The sequence below is a fragment of the Paenibacillus sp. FSL P4-0176 genome (genome assembly GCF_037975265.1).
Classification (GTDB): domain Bacteria; phylum Bacillota; class Bacilli; order Paenibacillales; family Paenibacillaceae; genus Paenibacillus; species Paenibacillus amylolyticus.
Map to the genome: position 1 here is coordinate 3,063,541 of NZ_CP150242.1, position 17,838 is coordinate 3,081,378.

Annotated in this window: 18 protein-coding genes; 11 read left to right on the forward strand and 7 right to left on the reverse strand. The window is 41.4% G+C overall.

The genetic code is table 11. The annotated features are described in order from the left end of the window. Positions 1 to 151: 151 nt before the first annotated feature. The 3 genes from MKY95_RS14140 to MKY95_RS14150 form a co-directional block, all read right to left on the reverse strand. Positions 152 to 634: a DUF4231 domain-containing protein gene (locus MKY95_RS14140; RefSeq protein WP_338708669.1), complete on the reverse strand. Its 483-nt coding sequence runs from the start codon at positions 632 to 634 to the stop codon at positions 152 to 154. An 80-nt stretch (positions 635 to 714) separates the two neighbouring features. Next, positions 715 to 1,839, reverse strand: coding sequence for a toll/interleukin-1 receptor domain-containing protein (locus tag MKY95_RS14145; RefSeq protein WP_338708670.1), 1,125 nt, complete (start codon positions 1,837 to 1,839; stop codon positions 715 to 717). A 313-nt stretch (positions 1,840 to 2,152) separates the two neighbouring features. Continuing rightward, positions 2,153 to 4,495: a hypothetical protein gene (locus MKY95_RS14150; protein WP_338708671.1), complete on the reverse strand. Its 2,343-nt coding sequence runs from the start codon at positions 4,493 to 4,495 to the stop codon at positions 2,153 to 2,155. A 438-nt stretch (positions 4,496 to 4,933) separates the two neighbouring features. Here MKY95_RS14150 and MKY95_RS14155 point away from each other — a divergent pair, with 438 nt between their 5' ends. Both MKY95_RS14155 and MKY95_RS14160 read left to right on the forward strand, forming a co-directional pair. Continuing rightward, on the forward strand, positions 4,934 to 5,059 hold the full coding sequence (locus tag MKY95_RS14155; RefSeq protein ID WP_338708672.1) for an Imm53 family immunity protein: 126 nt from the start codon (positions 4,934 to 4,936) through the stop codon (positions 5,057 to 5,059). A gap of 167 nt (positions 5,060 to 5,226) precedes the next feature. Then, the gene (locus tag MKY95_RS14160; protein WP_338708673.1) at positions 5,227 to 5,463 is read left to right on the forward strand and encodes a hypothetical protein; all 237 of its coding nucleotides are present in this window, start codon (positions 5,227 to 5,229) and stop codon (positions 5,461 to 5,463) included. Positions 5,464 to 5,713: 250 nt separating this feature from the next. On the opposite strand, the gene MKY95_RS14165 is transcribed toward MKY95_RS14160, so the two are convergent. Then, entirely contained in the window at positions 5,714 to 6,346 is a 633-nt protein-coding gene (locus MKY95_RS14165; protein WP_076214767.1) for a nitroreductase family protein, read from the reverse strand. A gap of 131 nt (positions 6,347 to 6,477) precedes the next feature. Between MKY95_RS14165 and MKY95_RS14170 the strand changes: the two genes are divergently transcribed. Further along, positions 6,478 to 6,717, forward strand: coding sequence for a hypothetical protein (locus MKY95_RS14170; protein WP_243391427.1), 240 nt, complete (start codon positions 6,478 to 6,480; stop codon positions 6,715 to 6,717). Positions 6,718 to 6,851: 134 nt separating this feature from the next. Here MKY95_RS14170 and MKY95_RS14175 read toward each other — a convergent pair whose 3' ends face one another. Further along, complete coding sequence (locus MKY95_RS14175; protein WP_076214769.1) at positions 6,852 to 7,625, reverse strand: M15 family metallopeptidase; 774 nt, start codon at positions 7,623 to 7,625, stop codon at positions 6,852 to 6,854. Between the two features lie 233 nt (positions 7,626 to 7,858). After that, the gene (locus MKY95_RS14180) at positions 7,859 to 8,221 is read right to left on the reverse strand and encodes an iron-sulfur cluster biosynthesis family protein (protein WP_076214772.1); all 363 of its coding nucleotides are present in this window, start codon (positions 8,219 to 8,221) and stop codon (positions 7,859 to 7,861) included. A gap of 168 nt (positions 8,222 to 8,389) precedes the next feature. On the opposite strand from MKY95_RS14180, the gene MKY95_RS14185 reads away from it, so the two are divergent. The 7 genes from MKY95_RS14185 (at position 8,390) to MKY95_RS14215 (ending at position 15,168) form a co-directional block, all read left to right on the forward strand. Continuing rightward, the gene (locus MKY95_RS14185) at positions 8,390 to 8,974 is read left to right on the forward strand and encodes a TetR/AcrR family transcriptional regulator (RefSeq protein WP_339199293.1); all 585 of its coding nucleotides are present in this window, start codon (positions 8,390 to 8,392) and stop codon (positions 8,972 to 8,974) included. Between the two features lie 132 nt (positions 8,975 to 9,106). Continuing rightward, on the forward strand, positions 9,107 to 9,553 hold the full coding sequence (locus MKY95_RS14190; protein ID WP_339199296.1) for a nuclear transport factor 2 family protein: 447 nt from the start codon (positions 9,107 to 9,109) through the stop codon (positions 9,551 to 9,553). Beyond that, complete coding sequence (locus MKY95_RS14195) at positions 9,543 to 10,403, forward strand: ergot alkaloid biosynthesis protein (RefSeq protein ID WP_339199299.1); 861 nt, start codon at positions 9,543 to 9,545, stop codon at positions 10,401 to 10,403. The genes MKY95_RS14190 and MKY95_RS14195 overlap by 11 nt, the downstream gene beginning before the upstream one ends. A 220-nt stretch (positions 10,404 to 10,623) precedes the next feature. Continuing rightward, positions 10,624 to 11,598: an ABC transporter ATP-binding protein gene (locus MKY95_RS14200; protein ID WP_282321621.1), complete on the forward strand. Its 975-nt coding sequence runs from the start codon at positions 10,624 to 10,626 to the stop codon at positions 11,596 to 11,598. Further along, on the forward strand, positions 11,591 to 13,105 hold the full coding sequence (opuFB, locus tag MKY95_RS14205) for an osmoprotectant update ABC transporter permease/substrate-binding subunit OpuFB (protein ID WP_127545642.1): 1,515 nt from the start codon (positions 11,591 to 11,593) through the stop codon (positions 13,103 to 13,105). Before MKY95_RS14200 ends, opuFB begins: the two co-directional genes overlap by 8 nt. 50 nt (positions 13,106 to 13,155) lie before the next feature. Then, on the forward strand, positions 13,156 to 14,502 hold the full coding sequence (locus MKY95_RS14210) for an NAD(P)/FAD-dependent oxidoreductase (RefSeq protein WP_339199966.1): 1,347 nt from the start codon (positions 13,156 to 13,158) through the stop codon (positions 14,500 to 14,502). Positions 14,503 to 14,547: 45 nt separating this feature from the next. After that, positions 14,548 to 15,168 carry a DUF1349 domain-containing protein gene (locus MKY95_RS14215; protein WP_235193804.1) on the forward strand — a complete coding sequence of 207 codons (621 nt, stop codon included), beginning with the start codon at positions 14,548 to 14,550 and terminating at the stop codon, positions 15,166 to 15,168. Between the two features lie 230 nt (positions 15,169 to 15,398). On the opposite strand, the gene MKY95_RS14220 is transcribed toward MKY95_RS14215, so the two are convergent. Then, the gene (locus MKY95_RS14220; RefSeq protein WP_047842741.1) at positions 15,399 to 15,872 is read right to left on the reverse strand and encodes an SET domain-containing protein; all 474 of its coding nucleotides are present in this window, start codon (positions 15,870 to 15,872) and stop codon (positions 15,399 to 15,401) included. 197 nt (positions 15,873 to 16,069) lie between these two features. Here MKY95_RS14220 and MKY95_RS14225 point away from each other — a divergent pair, with 197 nt between their 5' ends. Next, complete coding sequence (locus MKY95_RS14225) at positions 16,070 to 17,626, forward strand: ABC-F family ATP-binding cassette domain-containing protein (RefSeq protein ID WP_017688769.1); 1,557 nt, start codon at positions 16,070 to 16,072, stop codon at positions 17,624 to 17,626. The last annotated feature ends 212 nt before the right edge of the window (positions 17,627 to 17,838 follow it).

The following is a 17,838-nucleotide window of genomic DNA, read 5'->3' on the forward strand; positions in this document are numbered from 1 at the left end:
TACCGGAATCGAATGAGAGTAGGAAGCAACAAATAATTAGAAGTACCTGTTATTTATCTAGCCAGATAAGGCCCGCCTTTTAGTAAATCTTCAAATTTTGGAGCCTATATTTTCTCATGAAAACTACGTAAAATAGAAGTTTTCCATGATATCATGGATCCGTCAAATCAATCTGAGTAGAATTTGTTGGTTTCTGGTATTGACTTCTTTGTTCATTAGAATGCAAATTGGCCCAATTAACATTTTCTTTAGAAACAACACTCTCAACCCGTTCGACCAATAGTTGAAATGGAGTCTCTGAAACGCTATAAATTCCGGTCCTAGTAAGAAACATATACTTTTCTTGACGAAGTGTTTCACATACACTTCTATATTCAATCCAATTTTCATGGTATTTTTGCAAACTTAAAAGGCCCTCCACAAATGCTATACCTGCGCCCAACACACCAATTATAATCACAATCCACTGATTGTTGGTTGTTAAGCTTGTTAAAACTGGTATAAGAGTAGCTGCAACAATTTCTCCAACTTTCCACCATTTATATTTACTCTGGCAAGACATACTCATACGGTCATACCAATTGATTTGTCCCTCTAATCTCCGGCTGATATACTCTTCTTGTAGAATATCCATAAATCACCCCTTAGTTTAGAATATTGTCAAAAAAATTATTCTATGTGTTGTGCTGCTACTAAAAAGCCAATTATTTAATATTATTTCTGATTAAGATTATGAATTACCTCTTTTTGAACTAACGAATATAAGAAATTCTGAATATCACGGTAGACTATATTATGAGGATTAAAGGATAAATTAAGAATATATTTTCTTTCTCTCGAAGTCCTATTATTTTGGTCATATATTATGAACCTCATATCTTTATCAAGATAAGTAAAGACTCCAACACGATCCTCAGCAAATCCGAACTCATCTGGATACATAGAGAAGACAGAAGCTAGATGCTCGTCTTGCGTTATGAAAGAATATCCTTGTTTAGTACCGAATTTAAGGTAAATCCAGTCTTTTTCCGAAAATAACTGAGAGAGTTCCAAAAACAGATTGAATGATTTCTCGAAATTATAAGGAGAAATAATAAAAGTAACTTTACCCAGTTCACTTTGATATATGGAACCTTTCTCATCTTGCTTTTTCCCAATTGTGTAGATTATTTTGATTCCATACACTAGAATAGTTAACTTATCTTTATTCGGGGCGTATGCGTACCTTAGATTGTGCGTAATAAGGTATTGTTTTATGTTCTCGAAATACAATTCGACGTTATATGTAACTTTTCCGCCGTTCCCATCCCCGTACTCTGTTAGCAATTCATAATGAATCGTATTAAAAACATCTCGCAAATCAAATACAGACGATCCATTCTGATAAGCAAGCATATTCGCATAATCAACATCTGAAAAACTCTCTTTAAAGCGATATTCGAACTTTTTGTTTATTACTGAAATAAAATTATTAAGCCCATCACCTGAAGTAATGTTGAATCCTTGGAGTAAGCTTAAAGGTGCTTTTAAAAGGGCTACATCAATGCCAATTCCTACAGGGATAACATCAATACTTTTTGAGTATGCAAAACCTGCTTCAAAATAGATCCAACTACTAGAAATTGAATTAGGGCTCACAAACACAAACATCACTGAAGCGTGCTTTAAACCGTCTTCAATTTTGTGTACCCAGTTACTTCCAAAGGGGATGCTTTCACCATCGCTTGAAAGGAAAATATCCAGTACTCCACCAGTAATGGAATCCAATTTGGTTTTGATTTCAAGCATTGGTTCCTTATCTTTACTAGAATGGCTAAAAAAAATGGTTGGTTTTTTCATCTTTTAGTAGGGCTCCTTGCATCAAAAGTTAAGATAAAAGACACTCATCAAAAATTACATGGAATAATACCTTCGCGATTTCTGTCAGAGACTAGGATTTAGCAAGTTATAATATTTTTATTGAGGTGACCTGTGGCTTATATTTTGCCGTTCATTATGGTACTACTTAAGAATCACCTTGAAAACTGAATTTATTACTTTGTAAGACATAGCTAATAAAGGAGTAAAGTTCAAATTTTAACAAGTTGTTTCGGCCGTTTAACGAAACACTCACTTATATTTTATGATATAAGGTGAAAGACCAAAATATGGTTTATTCTTTTGATATTCCTAAATATTCATGAAATGCAGGATTAATTTTATACCTTTTAGGTTTACCTGAGCGCTCAGCAAATTTCTGAGCTAGCTTATTAGTAATTTGGGAAGGTCTCTTCTCACTGAAAAATTCAAATTTATTGGGCATTGTCTCCTGACCGATAAAAGTTATTTCACATAATATCTCTATTAATTCATTAGGAGCTTCCGTAGCCATAGTAATACAATGCAATAGTTCCTCATGGTTGATTATTTCAAATTGCCCTGCAAATTCAAAAAGAATAGCTTCTAAGTTTCTTATTCTCTTTCCATTCTCAGGAAGCAAAGAACTAAATGCATACTCAGAATATGCATATTCTGCCGCAATGAAATCTGCTTCAGTTACCTTGCTATGGTTATTGTTTAAAGCCTCTTGAAGTGCCATTTTAAATAAGAATATGATGTCTCGCGGTCGTGGTATAATTAATTCTTGTATATACTTTCTTAGCGGTTTTCCTTTTACTGTACTGCAAAAGTAGTCATTCCAGAATGAATCTGGGCTAGTAATTCCATTACTACTATAATTAATTCTTTTTTCAATTACTCGAAATAATAGTTGTGAATCCGTCCAATCTAGATGTTTAGTTGCGATTTTATCCCGCTCGGGTGTTAAGCTCATTACTCTTGAGAAGATATCACTTCTTAAGAATACGATTAATGATACATTTACAGGCTCATGTTTATAAGTGTTTCTTTGGAATTCAGAAGTGATTTTTTGAACAACATTAAGCAATCCTAATAATAAATCGCTTAAACTACTAAGATTTGCACTATCATTCCAACCTTTATCTAAATTATCAATTAATATTTTTACACCTTCCTTTCTTTGAAGGGTAGAACCTAAGTGTCTTCTTAGTTGTGTAAGCATACTAGAGTGTAAGTATTCGCTTATTTTTTTTCGTTGCTCATCAATACTGTCTCCGACGTTAACTTTTTTTAGTTCCTTAACTGCATTTTCTAATCTCAATGTGAAATCTGCATTTATAATTCGAGAATTGTTACTAACATATAATTCAAACTCTTCTTCTGCCTTTGTCTTCTCGTAATGTAAAGGCTGACTATCCAGCCATTCATAGTATTGTTTTGAAATTTCAGTATATATAAGGTATTTCCAAATACTCTCAATAAAATTTCCTTGCTCTGAGTTAGCACGAAGTTGTTCCATAATATCAAGGACACCCTCAAACTCATGACCTTGTGGCTGAATAGACACTACAAAATTCCTTCTGTCATCAGATAGAGTCTTCTTAAGTTTTATTAAATTTGCTGTTTTCCCAGTTCCCTTTCGTCCAACGAATAATATTTGTTGGGCTTTTAGTGCTTCATTATATTCTGCAGTTTCGAGAAAATATTCTGTTAAATCTTTTGACTCATTTTCTGCTACATAGTCGCCAACTATTAGGTTGTTCAACTGACCAACTGCAGACTGGTCAGCTTTGAAGGTTTTATGTTCGTCCACCATAGTTTGGTATTCATCAATTAAAGGTGACAACCACTCTCTAGCAATCTCTTCACACTGAGATGGAGTGGAGTGAGTTTTAACATCTTCATGATAATCAAGAGGAGCTACAAAAGGATGATGAGCAAGTAATATAAAAGGAATTTTAAGTCCTTTTGCAAGACCTGCTATCATTGATTTTCGCGCCAAATCATGCTCTCCTTCAATTTCACTATTTTGTTTATGGAAATGTATAATCACTCCAAATGAATGAGGGAGAAACTTAAGGTACCAATTTAGTGGCTGAATTGCCTCAGAAAGATCGTCAATTTTTACTGGAAGCTTGGATTTTTCTTGAACTAATGTATGTAGTAAGCTAGAAGAACTAGTCCCTGCCTCACACTTTAAGTATAAGAGATTACGGTTAATATCAGGATCATTGAAAATTATGGTTGGCTTATCTGTATGTTCATAAGGAATATCTGAATAAAAAATTGATTGAAGTTCAATTGCATTTTGATATACAGAATACCCAATTCCAGTAATAAGATTAAACATCTTATAGTTGGTAGCAGCATTAGTATGGGTTGAATTAACTGAAATCCAAATAGCCTTTTTCTTAGCTATTGCATAACCAAGCTCATACAATACGTTATTGTTCAAATACGTCAGATCACACATGAACAAGTCACATTCATCAATTGCTTTTAAAATGTTAGTTATAATGGGTTTACCACTGATTGAAAAATCTTCCCATGATGTAATGTTTACTTCATTAGATACTTCATTAATTTCTGCGATAGCTTTAATTATGTGTTCAGAACTACTACTAGAATATGCGTAAAATGCTTTTTTTTTCTTCAAAATTCTTTCACCTCGATTTATATAATTTATTCTTAGAATATTTTAACACTTTTTCTTAGATAGGGTTGATATATTTCTCTACTTAATTTGAAAACATTTGAATGTTAACAAAATTTGTGCAAGTTAACTTTGTTCGTTTAAAATTTATATATAAATTGATATAAAGCTCTATATGCAAAATTAGTTTAAGCTAGACTGTTACTAATAGTATAAGCACTAAATGAATTTTCTCTCAGTATTCTACGGGGGAATGGTCGTTTAGGTTTTGGTATTTGTTATATAGAGCAGAAAAATTGAGACAATCAAGATCACTAATCGGGAAGGGTCACATCAACAAATTAACAAAACAAAATGTACCAACACCTCATGTTAATGGTAAATCAATACCAGGAGCGTTAGACCAGCTAGACCAGATGAGATTCCTAAGAAGAGGTAGAGATGATGAACACATTAAAATGGCTTCAAAACTGGTATCATGAGAACTGTAATGGTGATTGGGAGCATTCATACGATGTGAAAATTGATACAGTGGATAATCCCGGTTGGTCTGTCGAAATCAAGTAATCATAATCATTTAACTGCGTTGGATATCAGCCATAATCCAGCATTGAAAAATTTTAAGATGTTTTAATAACCGCATCACGAAGCTGGACATCATTCACAATAAACAACTGGAAGAGCTCTACTGCTCGTAAAATAAACTTGCGGAGCGGGATTCTAAACAAAATCCCATGTTGGAGAGACTTCAATATGCGGACAACCTGATTACAGAACCGGATTGTGTGGTGCCGGGGGTTGGAACTTTTCAATACAATGTTTCGTTGATCAATTATATTGTAACCGTGCCGTATAAGGGGAGAGAGCTTGTAGTTACAGCAAGTGTACCTACCAAAGCAGCTATGGAAGTGCTCACTCCTGTCATTGAAGTAGCGGACACTTCAACTCATTGGAGAAGCCCATCCATATGAGGATGTGAATGAATTGGTTATGACTGAAGTGGAATTTCAGGAAGGTGTCACTTTAAAGTAGGGTATGACGCAAGCGATACTCCTGCTGGTCGACTTTGTCTATATGCGGAGTTTGACGGCAGACTTCAAATGTCTGAAAGACTCATCTATGAATCGTATTAAAGGATAGGATGAAACCTATTCGAACGAATTAAAGCCACGAGATCGTGGCTTTTTGTTTTATCATTGAACTAGTTTGTCATTTTATATGTTACTCAGCGTGCATTTTGTTGAAGCTAACATATTCGTTAATTGGTTTACGGTAACCGCGCGGGCGCTGTTTGGCTTCCGACTTTTTGCCGATGGTGATCAGCATAACCGGTACGTAATGGTTAGGGATTTCCAGACTCCGTTGCAGTTCTTCCGAGTCAAAACCAATCATTGGACAAGTGTCCCAACCGCGATCCTGAGCGATCAGCATCAATTGCATGGCAGACAGGCTGGCATTGCGAATCGCATCCTCACGTTGGAAGAATCTGCCGCGAGATTCGTAAAATTCGGTGACACTTTGGGATTCCTGCTCGTATTGGAACGGAGTAAGAGCGCCCAGGTTCAGCAGGCCTTCGTTAATCGTGCGGATATGATGATGCGCATTGACGTCGCCCAATACCACGATGACTGCAGAAGCTGTTTTTACCTTATATTGCTGGGAAGCCTCATAGACTTTCTCTTTCTGTTCCTCGTCTTTAATCACAAGATAGTGCGTGTGTTGCAGGTTAAAGGCAGATGGTGCAAATTTGTTCAGGGCAAACATCTCTTGCAGTTCCGAATCCGAAATTTCAATTCCTTCTTCAAATATAACGGCTGATCTACGGTTTTTGACTAGATTCTCCAACTCACTCATGGTAGTTTCCCCTCGCTTATGTATGATTTATAAACTGACTATAACACACTTAGTTACTTTATGTAAGTATTATTTTAGAATAAGACAAGGATCGTCTGCCATACGCTAAAATAAAACACTAGAGGTGATTCATGAAAGCATTGATCGCAAAGTATATGGGAGGACATGACCCTCATGAATTTCGGGTATATGTGATCCAATCTTCGACGTTAAAACGTTTTGTAGTCGTGGAGATTATTCTAGGCCCTATCGTGTACAATGTCGCACTTTATTTGTGCCATAATGTAATACTTGCTGGAGTAGGCTCTTGGGCTGGAACAGAAGGTCTGAAGAGACTGCCACTGGTCTTTAGAAAAATCGTTGGGACATGATGAAGTGTGTAAATGAAAAATTGAAGCAGAAGAGGGCCAGTTGCGGCCCCATCTTCTCCTTCAGTCATGTTATCTATAGTCACGCTTCTTTTATCTAATCACATAACTGTCTACGCTTTGGGTTCAAACTTGCCTTATTTGGCACGTTCCAAATACTGCTCCAGCGTAAGTTTCTGGTTGGTAATCTCACCAGCAATATATACCCCTACATAACGTACATGCCATGGCTCATAGGAGTAACCAGTCAATTTCTCCTGATCTTTGCCATAACGGATGATGAAGCCGTATTTGTGGGCATTGGCTTTCAGCCATTTGCCTTCTTTGGTGTTGCCAAAGCTTTGCTGAAGATCGTAACCGGCCGAAGCGCTGGAGATATCCATGGCTAGACCCGTTTGATGTTCGCTTTGTCCTGGTCGAGCACTTGTTTTATTGGCAACAGCTTCACCTTTGATGCTGGCATTACGGTCAAAGATCGATTTCTGGGTCGCATAAGAGCGATAGCCAGACACCGCTTTGATATCGATGCCGTCTTTTTTGGCAGCCGCAAATAATTTTTCAATCGCGGTTGCAGCCACTTTACGCATTTGTTTCTTCGGACTGGAACCTGAGAAGCTAAAAGGAATATTAGGTACAACCAAATCTTGAGGTGCATAAGTTGAAGGCAGATTTCTCTTTTTATTGACAAGTACAACCGTACTGGACACATTGGTCACAGTTGCGACATTTTTAATCGTTTTGATCGTACGACCAGGTGCATTATCATGCAGAAATTGAGTGAAGCTAGAGCTTGCAGCAGACGCGACAGGATTCAGGCTTGAAGTGATGGGAAACGTAGTAAATGCAGAACCTGCTACAACAGAGCCTATGAGAATTGTAGATATGATGGATTTACGAGTAAAAGGTTTCATGATGTGTGTTCCTCCTCGGAATATATGAATCTATATACCGAGTATACTAGAGGATTATATCCATAGGTTCTCCAATTGTTTCCGAGTTGTAAACAAAGTTTGCTAGATTCTTCTTCAACTCTGATAGAGGCATATAAAGAAAAGCACGTTAAAAAAGCCGTTGCATAAGATGCAACGGCTTTTGATGTGAAGAGAGATAATGCTAGATTACTCCAAGTATGCTGGAGACTGTGTTACAACATGCAGGCGTCAGATCCACCGGAGCTTCCCGCAGTTACAGCACGGGTGTCACGAACGCGAACGTTGGCGCTGAGCACACCAGAATCACTGCTTAATTTGAAAGAAGGATAATTCTCTTCTGTATCCAGCTTCATGTGTTGTTCAAGGTTCAGCTGCTGCTTCGGATCAACATAGAACGGAACCAGATTGGTTTCAATCTGCGCGTCGAGAGCCGCAAGTTCATCAACAATGATAATAGCGATAACTCCGTTACATCCGCAACCTTCCAAGTCATAGATCACTTTGAAATATCCAGGTTGGTCATTCAGGCTTTCCGTCAATCGTTTTGCAGCCAAATCTGTAATTTGAATATACATATAGGTACACTCCTTTATATGTGGTCATGGTTGGTAAATAGTAAAAGAATTCATTCAGCTTCTATTCCCATTATACCACTTTGGCAAAAATCAAAGCATTTATTTTCTTGACTGATCAGTCTAGAAAAGGTATTCTTTAGTTAATGAATAGGGAGGTGAGGTCTTAAATTGGGAAGAGCCAAGGAGTTCGACACGGAGACTGTTCTAAGAAAAGCAACGTCTGTATTTGGAGCGTACGGTTATGAAGGTACATCTTTGAGCTTACTGCTGAGTGAACTTGGCATTGCGCGGCAAAGCCTGTATGACACCTACGGAACTAAACATGATTTATTTGTCTCTGCTCTTAAATTCTATATTCAGCAGAAGACAGAGGCGGGGATCAGACTATTAAATGAATGTACAAATGTGAGGCAAGGCATGACGGAGTTGTTCAACGAAGCGGTTAACGTGTTGACAGACAACGAACGTCGTAATGAATGTTTCATCATTAATAGCGCGGTTGAACAGGCACCACAAAATCACGAAATCGCCGTCTTTATTCAAACCACTAACCAACAAATGGAAGATGTTTTTCATACTGCGCTGTTACGAGGCCAGAGGAGCGGCGAATTGAAGCACGCAGAGGAAGAATTGCCCGGGCTTGCCCGTTTTCTGAATTATTCCCGACTCTCATTGACCTTTACGGCTAAGAGCGGTGCAAGCACAGAAGCGCTGCGGGATTTTGTACAGATGACCCTAAGGGCTATGGATTAACGTTTTACATGATTTGAGTAAGAATTCTTTACGTTTTCTTGAAAATGGACGCTTAGGGCGTTTATTTTTTGACTATTATAGACCGATTGGTCTGGAAAAAGAACACCAAACAAACTGAAGGAGGAAATAAGGATGACACAATCTCAGCAGTTGGAAGCGGGCAATAATATACCGTATCGGATCATGCATGGATTTACTCAATTGCTACTGGAGGGAAAACTAGAACAATGGTTGGAGCTATATACATCTGACGCTATTTTCGAATTCCCATATGCACCAGCAGGATATCCTCAGAAACTGGAAGGCAAAGCCGCAATTACGAATCATCTTCATAATCTACTGGGGATGATTGAAATTCAGCAGTTTTCTGAACCGGTGATCTTGGCTGATTCCACGAAACAACAGTTTGTGGCTGAATTTACTTGTAAAGGGCGTTCATTAGTTACAGGCAAGCCATACAACCAAACGTACATCTCTGTAGTGAGCCACTCTAATGGAAAAATTACACATTATAAAGACTATTGGAATCCGATGATTGTACTGGAATCGGACTTGGGGGGAAGTAAACATGATCAATGATAAACCGTTGACACTTATTACCGGAGCTAATGGAAAGACAGGAAGCCGTGTTGCGGCCATACTTCAAAAGTATCAATATCCGGTGCGTTTGGCAGGAAGAACTAAACCATCTCTTTCTGGTTCTGCCGATAATTATGTCTATTTTGATTGGTATGATTCCGAGACATATGCGCCGGCGCTGAAAAATGTGAATCAGGTGTACCTTGTTGTGCCAGCAATGGATATGAGCCCAGAAGACGTCATGATTCCATTCATCAAGGAAGCATTATGGAGCGGCATTAAGCGATTTGTCTTGCTTGGCAGTGCTTCAATTGATGGAGATGGTCCTATTTTTGGCAAAGTACATCAGTATATAAAAGCCCATGCTCCTGAGTGGGCTGTATTGCAGCCTTCCTATTTTATGGAGAACTTTACGGAGGGACCGCATCGGGAGACGACGAAACAACTCGGGAAAATATACAGTGCTACGGGTGAAGGGAAAATTGGATTTGTTAGTGCAGATGATATCGCGGCAGTTGCGTTCCATGCTCTGACGGATATTGTTCCTCATAATACGGAGCATATTATTACAGGGCCGGAGACGTTGTCCTATGGACAGGTTGCAGACGTCTTGAGCCGTGTACTGGGTCAGTCCATCCAGCATGAATCTTTGTCCGATGATGAATTGAGGAACAGCATGATTCGCACAGGAATGTCGGAAGAATACGCTGCTGCCCTCGCAGGACTGGATGTGCCTATCCGGGAGGAGGGGAGAGAAGATCAAACGACGGATACGGTGAAAAAATTAACGGGGAATAACCCGATTTCATTCGAGCAATTTATTCAGAATCATATGGAAGTATGGAAATAATGGAAGAAATATTTTCATATTATGAGAAGACGGTGCCTAGTGCCCGTCTTTTTGCATGTCTACCAGCATGTTGACATCGTTGATTCAAATATGGATCTCTCCCTAACAAAGGACACTAAGGAAAGCAGTGATTATACGAACACACTTTTGGGGAAATAGATGAAGATGAATGTTAGGGCGTGTCTGAAACACGCCCTAGATAAAGGGGCGAAGAGAGCGAATGATTCAGTTCGAAAATGTATCAAAACAATATCCTGATGGAACAACGGCTTTGCGTCAGGTTAACCTCAACATTAACAAGGGAGAACTGTTTGTCATGATTGGTCCGAGTGGATGTGGCAAAACCACCATGCTCAAAATGATCAATCGCCTGATTGAGCGAACAGATGGAACAGTGCGTATTAATGAACGCCCAATCGATGAATACAACATTCACGAATTGCGCTGGAATATAGGATATGTACTGCAACAGATTGCACTATTCCCGCATATGACAATTGCCGAAAATATCGCAGTTGTTCCTGAACTGCGAAAGTGGAAGTCAGATCAAATCAAGGAGCGTGTACATACGTTACTGGACATGGTGGGTTTGCACGGAGATACGTACAGTGAGCGTAAACCGTCCGAGTTATCCGGAGGTCAACAGCAGAGAATTGGTGTGTTGCGTGCACTCGCTGCCGATCCCGAGATAGTTTTGATGGATGAACCGTTCAGTGCACTCGATCCAATGAGTCGGGAGAAATTACAGGACGATATTCTGGATATCCAGCGTCAGATGAAAAAAACAATTGTGTTTGTCACCCATGATATTCAGGAAGCGATGAAGCTGGGGGATCGCATCTGCATTATGAAGGATGGACAGGTTTTGCAGGTAGGTACCCCGGAAGAACTGATCCGACAGCCAGCTAATGATTTCGTACGTGAATTTGTTGGAAGTCCTAACACCGATACGAGTTCACAATCTGATTTTGATCTCGAATCCATCATGTCACCACTCTCACCGGGTCAGGTGCCAAAATCAGCCAAAACTGCCGTTCCTGCATCCATTACGTTAACGGAATTAGTTGATATCATGGCTTCCCATGACCATCTGTTGGTTGAACGTAACCGCCAGATTATTGGCGAGATCAGTCGAGTTGATCTGATGAAATACTGGTCTGGTCAGTTACAGGAACGAGGTGAAGGACATGAGTAGATTCACGGAGGTGTTCAGTGAGCGCAAAGGTCAGTTGTTGTCTGCTCTGCTGGAACATATTCAGATCTCATTTATCGCATTGTTCTTTGCTGTCCTCATCGCTATTCCGCTTGGTATTTACTTGACACGCAAGCCAAAAGTCGCTGAACCGATTATTGGGGTTACGGCTGTGTTGCAGACGATACCTTCCTTGGCGCTTCTCGGATTGCTCATCCCGTTATTCGGCATAGGCACACTTCCTGCAATCATTGCACTGGTGGTGTATGCGCTGCTTCCGGTACTCCGCAACACGTACACAGGCATATCCGAAGTTGATCCTTCCATGGTCGAAGCGGCGAATGCGATGGGCATGAATAGTTGGCAACGTCTAATCAAAGTGGAACTGCCACTGGCGATGCCTGTCATTATGGCCGGAATTCGGACCGCGATGGTGCTTATTGTAGGAACGGCGACACTTGCTGCCTTGATCGGCGCAGGAGGTTTGGGTGCATTAATCTTGCTGGGCATTGATCGGAACGATACGGAACTGATCATTCTTGGAGCCATTCCGGCTGCCTTGCTGGCTATTTTGTTTGATGCACTATTGCGTCAGTTCCAGCGGTTATCCTTTAAGAAAACATTGGTTACCCTTGGTTCGCTGGCAATAATCGCGATACTTGTGATTACCATTCCCTTCGTGGCACGTGGTGGTCAGAAGGATCTCGTCATTTCCGGGAAATTGGGGGCGGAACCCGAAATTCTCATTAATATGTACAAATTGTTAATCGAAAAAGACACAGACCTGACCGTTGAACTAAAACCCGGATTGGGCAAAACACCATTCCTTTTCAATGCACTCAAGTCGGGTGATATTGACATCTATCCCGAATTCACGGGGACAGCGATCTCCGAATTCATGAAGGAAACGGCTGTGAGTACGGATCGAACAGAGGTCTACGAACAAGCAAGAGACGGAATGTTAAGCCAGTTCAACATGGTGCTGCTGAACCCAATGGATTACAACAATACGTATACGTTGGCCGTTCCAAAGAACATCGCAGATCAATACAATCTCAAGACCATTTCGGATCTCAAACCGGTTGAACAGCAGATCAAAGCAGGATTCACACTTGAATTCTCGGATCGGGAAGACGGATACCTTGGCATACAGAAAAAGTATGGGATTGAATTCCCGAACGTTGCAACAATGGAACCCAAGCTTCGCTATGGTGCTCTTCAGCGCGGAGATATTAATCTCGTTGATGCTTACTCCACCGACAGTGAGTTGAGACAATATGAACTCGTTGTGCTGGAGGATGATCAGGAGTTATTTCCACCGTATCAAGGCGCGCCGATGCTTCGTCAAGAAACGGCAGATCAATATCCACAACTGGTTGAGGTGCTGAATCAGCTTGCTGGCAAAATTACGGATGATGAGATGCGTCAGATGAACTATGACGTGAACGTAGAGGGAGAGAATCCTGAACAGGTTGCAGCAGAGTACCTTAAACAGGCTGGATTGCTGTAACTTCAGGCATCCCTGCAATAGATGCACCAAAAGGATGAGGAGGAACCATGATGACACAAGAAACGTATGACTTGATTGCAATTGGAACAGGAAGCGCGGCAAGCTCTGTTATCACCCGTTGCGCTGAAGCTGGCTGGAGAGTTGCTGTAATTGATGAACGTGAGTTCGGCGGAACGTGTGCACTTCGTGGCTGTGATCCCAAGAAAGTGCTGGCTGGAGCGGCTGAGCTGATTGACTGGAATGAACGGATGCAAGGGAAAGGAATTCAGGGACAGGCGACCATCAACTGGTCTGAACTTATGGCCTTTAAACGCACCTTTACCGAGAGCATACCTAGAGCAAGTGAAGATCAATTCAAACAGGCCGGAATGGATACGTTCCATGGTAAAGCTTCATTTGTCGATGAAAATCATATTCGAGTTGGTGAAGAAGTTCTCCATGGGAAACACATTCTGATTGCTACCGGTGCAAGACCTGCGCCACTTGAGATTGAGGGCTCGGAGCATCTTATATATAGTGATGACTTTCTGGATCTGGAACAGCTGCCGGATCGTTTAGTTCTGGTAGGCGGTGGATACATTGCATTTGAGTTTGCGCATATTGCGGCTAGAGCCGGGACGGAAGTTCATATCCTGCATCGGAGTGAACAGCCTCTGAAGTCGTTTGATGCGGAGCTTGTAGAATCTTTGCTGCAAAAATCAAAAGAGATCGGCATTCATGTTCACTTGAACGCGGAGGTGAAGTCCATACGGCAAGAGGGGAACGCCTATGTCGTTCATGGCACACGTAATGGTGCAGATCACCAGTGGCAGTGCGGACTTGTCGTTCATGGAGCCGGGCGTGTTCCCAATGTGGATGGGCTGGAATTGGAGAAAGCCAACGTCAGCTACAGCAAAAAGGGGATTACGGTGAACGAGTACTTGCAAAGTGATAGTAATCCGAGAGTGTATGCTGCTGGCGATGTAACGGATACAAAAGGGTTGCCTTTAACCCCGTTAGCAGGTCAGGAATCCCGGGCTGTATCGTTCAATTTGTTGGAGGGAAATCAACACAAACCTAATTATAAGGTGATGCCTTCCATTGTGTTTACTGTCCCTGCCCTTGGAGCTGTAGGTATGAGCACGGAACAAGCCAAGAAAGAGGGCTACGAGGTGCAGGTAAATGATATGTCGAAATGGTATACTTACAAACGAACTCATGAAAAATTTGCCATGGCCAAAGTGGTGATCGACAAATCAACCGGGCGTATTCTGGGCGCACATGTGCTCGGGAGCAAAACAGAAGAATTGATTAACCTTTTTGCAATGGCGATTCAGTTCAATCTGACTATCGATCAGTTAAACACCATGAATTTTGCATATCCTACTGCTGCATCGGATCTGGGTTCTTTAATTTAGAAGTGATGAAGTGGTGATGAACTCCCCTTTGGGATGGAAGGAAGGATGAAAATAACGATGTCATCGGATTTTATTGGGCTTCATGAAGGCAAGTGGACTAAGGAACCCGTTGCTGCACGGATGGATGGGGATCGTTTCGTTGTGGAAGCTCGGGAAGGCAGTGACTTCTGGGAGAACACATTCTACGGGTTCTGTCATCGGGATGGACATGCCATGCTTGCTCCATGGGACGGAACGGAAGCGATTGAGGTATCGTTTGATCTAAGCTCATTCACCGAATTATATGATCAGGCGGGATTGATGTTATGGTATGGAGAAGACCAATGGATCAAGGCCGGAGTTGAGGTCAATGATGGCGTGGCACATGTTGGAGCCGTCGTGACGGATACGTATTCCGATTGGTCACTCTCTCCTGTGCCAGAGTGGGGTGGACGAATCGTAACAATCAGAGCCTCCTACAGTAATGAGGCTGTTGTCATTCGTGCTCGCACAGATGAGCATCCTTGGCGTACAATTCGGGTTGCACGGTTTGCCTATCCAACGAACAAACATGCAGGTCCATTTCTGTGTTCACCAAAGCGTGCAGGGTTCGAGGTAGCCTTTACCAAGTGGAGATCCACGACACCCGATCAAGACTTGCATACAGATCCGCCGATTACGGATTAAAACAAGTTAAGATGCACGATAAACAATAAAACATGAACAGGTGTATCTGGCTTAGAAAGCAAGACAACATGAATAAGCAAGTCTTCCATTAACGGAGGACTTGCTTATTTGTGTGTTTAAACTTTGGACTGTGAAAAGTTTCCAGTTACTCATTTCATCATTCACCGGGTACAGTGAGTTCTTTTCGCACATACAATAGAGTGCTTGCGAACTTTACTTGAGTTTAACGTTTATTTACTCGTGTCCGTATCCAGGGACTGGGGTTCGGTCTCTTTTTCAACCTCATCATCATTGGACTTATTGAACTCCAGCATACGCTCCTCGTAATCGTCCAGGAACCATAACGGGTCCATACTGTCTTCCTCACCGTTGTAATTGATCACGATTTCTTCTCCAGCTTTGATGTCTGTATACGCGTAGAAGTCAAAGGTGTGGTTATCAAAATTGATATCGTAAGTAGCGTTAGGTTCATAAGAGTGGTTGATCAGACTGCCGTAACCGAGCAGAATTGCGGTATGATTCGCCCCATATTCGAACACGTAATCTTCCAAAATCGTTTTTTCGACATGCTCATGATCTTCATTTGGGTAAGGCACAACGGGTGCCTGATGGATAAGCGTTCCTTTGGCAATATCAACGGTAGCAAATACCCCGCGGTTAAACTCACCACCATCACCCAACTTGGATTGTTTCACTTCAATCATAATCTTCACCTGATGCTCTTCGAAGAGCTCCGTTCTATATAATAGTAATTCGTTAAGGCAAAATTTTAACCCATACTTTCATATAAGGCAAATTTCAGACAAAAAGGTGGAATAATTTTTAATATGGCGTTGAGTTGTGCAGGATATAACGCTTATAATATACAAAGAATTAAGTCTATATAGAAAAGGTGTCATGAATGAGCATATTAAATGTAGAAAAATTAAGTCACGGTTTTGGTGACCGTGCTATCTTTAACGACGTTTCATTCCGCCTGTTGAAGGGCGAACATATTGGTCTGATCGGGGCCAATGGTGAAGGTAAATCCACCTTCATGAACATTATTACAGGAAAACTTCAGCCGGATGAAGGTAAGGTGGAGTGGTCCAAACGGATGCGTGTTGGTTATCTGGACCAGCATGCTGTATTGAACAAAGGCCAATCGATCCGTGACGTACTTCGCGGCGCGTTCCAGTATTTGTTTGACATGGAACAGGAAATGAATGATATGTATGGCAAAATGGGCGATGTTACACCGGAGGAGCTTGAACAACTGCTTGAAGACGTGGGTACGATTCAGGATACACTGACAAATCAGGATTTCTACATGATCGATGCCAAAGTGGATGAAACCGCACGTGGTCTGGGTCTGACGGATATCGGTCTGGATAAAGATGTCAATGATTTGAGTGGTGGACAGCGTACCAAAGTCCTGCTTGCCAAGCTGCTGCTGGAAAAACCTGATATTTTGCTCTTGGATGAGCCTACGAACTACTTGGATGAATTGCATATCGAATGGTTAAAACGTTATTTGCAGGAATATGAGAATGCATTTATTCTGATCTCTCACGATATTCCGTTCCTGAACAGTGTTATCAACTTGATCTATCACATGGAGAACCAGAATCTAACTCGTTATGTGGGCGATTATGATCACTTCCAGGAAGTGCATGAGATGAGAAAACAGCAGCTGGAGTCGGCTTACAAGCGCCAACAACAAGAGATTGCTGACCTCAAGGATTTTGTAGCGCGTAACAAAGCAAGTGTTGCTACACGTAATATGGCGATGTCCAGACAGAAGAAACTCGACAAGATGGATGTCATCGAGATCGCCAAGGAGAAACCGAAACCGCAGTTCAACTTCCGTGATGCAAGAACATCCGGCAAGCTCATTTTCGAAACCAAAGGTCTTGTAATTGGTTACAACGAACCGTTGTCCAGACCACTGGATCTGCGTATGGAGCGTGGACAGAAGATTGCCCTCGTTGGTGCGAACGGAATCGGTAAAACAACCCTGATGCGCAGTATTTTGGGTGAAATTCAAGCTCTGGAAGGAACCGTTCAACGTGGTGAACATCTGGAGATTGGTTACTTCCAGCAAGAGATGAAGGATGCCAACTACAATACATGTATTGAAGAGATCTGGCAGGAGTTCCCTTCCTATACCCAATTCGAGGTGCGTGCTGCACTTGCAAAATGTGGTTTGACTACAAAGCACATTGAGAGCAAGGTAGCTGTACTAAGTGGTGGCGAGAAAGCTAAAGTGCGTCTCTGTAAGCTGATCAATAATGAAACCAACCTGCTTGTGCTCGATGAGCCGACGAACCATCTGGACGTTGATGCCAAGGAAGAGTTGAAACGTGCGCTCAAGGCCTACAAAGGCAGTATTCTTCTGATTTCCCACGAACCGGAATTCTACCGTGATGTCGTTACGGAGACGTGGAACTGTGAGTCGTGGACCACGAAAGTATTCTAAATAGAGGTTGTTCAAAAAGTCCGCTTTTGATTACGAATCACGTGCGAGCTTGCGAACAAGCTCGAAGCGTGAGAAAAGGTGCGAATTTTGCTTGCAAAACAGGCAGAACTCGCGCCTTTTTTGCGTGGTTTTAACGAAAAATGTTTGAGCACAATTCACAGTTGACAGCTTGAATAAGGCAATAATATAATTCAGGAAAGCGATTACATTTA

Excerpts from the sequence above, each read along its gene's own strand:
- MKY95_RS14155 (WP_338708672.1), top strand. The coding sequence starts at position 4,934 with ATGATGAACACATTAAAATGGCTTCAAAACTGGTATCATGAGAACTGT.
- MKY95_RS14195 (WP_339199299.1), top strand. The coding sequence starts at position 9,543 with ATGATCAATGATAAACCGTTGACACTTATTACCGGAGCTAATGGAAAG.
- MKY95_RS14225 (WP_017688769.1), top strand. The coding sequence starts at position 16,070 with ATGAGCATATTAAATGTAGAAAAATTAAGTCACGGTTTTGGTGACCGT.
- MKY95_RS14145 (WP_338708670.1), bottom strand. The coding sequence starts at position 1,839 with ATGAAAAAACCAACCATTTTTTTTAGCCATTCTAGTAAAGATAAGGAA.
- MKY95_RS14165 (WP_076214767.1), bottom strand. The coding sequence starts at position 6,346 with ATGAGTGAGTTGGAGAATCTAGTCAAAAACCGTAGATCAGCCGTTATA.
- MKY95_RS14210 (WP_339199966.1), top strand. The coding sequence starts at position 13,156 with ATGACACAAGAAACGTATGACTTGATTGCAATTGGAACAGGAAGCGCG.
- opuFB (WP_127545642.1), top strand. The coding sequence starts at position 11,591 with ATGAGTAGATTCACGGAGGTGTTCAGTGAGCGCAAAGGTCAGTTGTTG.
- MKY95_RS14170 (WP_243391427.1), top strand. The coding sequence starts at position 6,478 with ATGAAAGCATTGATCGCAAAGTATATGGGAGGACATGACCCTCATGAA.
- MKY95_RS14220 (WP_047842741.1), bottom strand. The coding sequence starts at position 15,872 with ATGATTGAAGTGAAACAATCCAAGTTGGGTGATGGTGGTGAGTTTAAC.
- MKY95_RS14180 (WP_076214772.1), bottom strand. The coding sequence starts at position 8,221 with ATGTATATTCAAATTACAGATTTGGCTGCAAAACGATTGACGGAAAGC.
- MKY95_RS14215 (WP_235193804.1), top strand. The coding sequence starts at position 14,548 with ATGAAAATAACGATGTCATCGGATTTTATTGGGCTTCATGAAGGCAAG.
- MKY95_RS14140 (WP_338708669.1), bottom strand. The coding sequence starts at position 634 with ATGGATATTCTACAAGAAGAGTATATCAGCCGGAGATTAGAGGGACAA.
- MKY95_RS14160 (WP_338708673.1), top strand. The coding sequence starts at position 5,227 with ATGTTGGAGAGACTTCAATATGCGGACAACCTGATTACAGAACCGGAT.
- MKY95_RS14190 (WP_339199296.1), top strand. The coding sequence starts at position 9,107 with ATGACACAATCTCAGCAGTTGGAAGCGGGCAATAATATACCGTATCGG.
- MKY95_RS14200 (WP_282321621.1), top strand. The coding sequence starts at position 10,624 with ATGATTCAGTTCGAAAATGTATCAAAACAATATCCTGATGGAACAACG.
- MKY95_RS14175 (WP_076214769.1), bottom strand. The coding sequence starts at position 7,625 with ATGAAACCTTTTACTCGTAAATCCATCATATCTACAATTCTCATAGGC.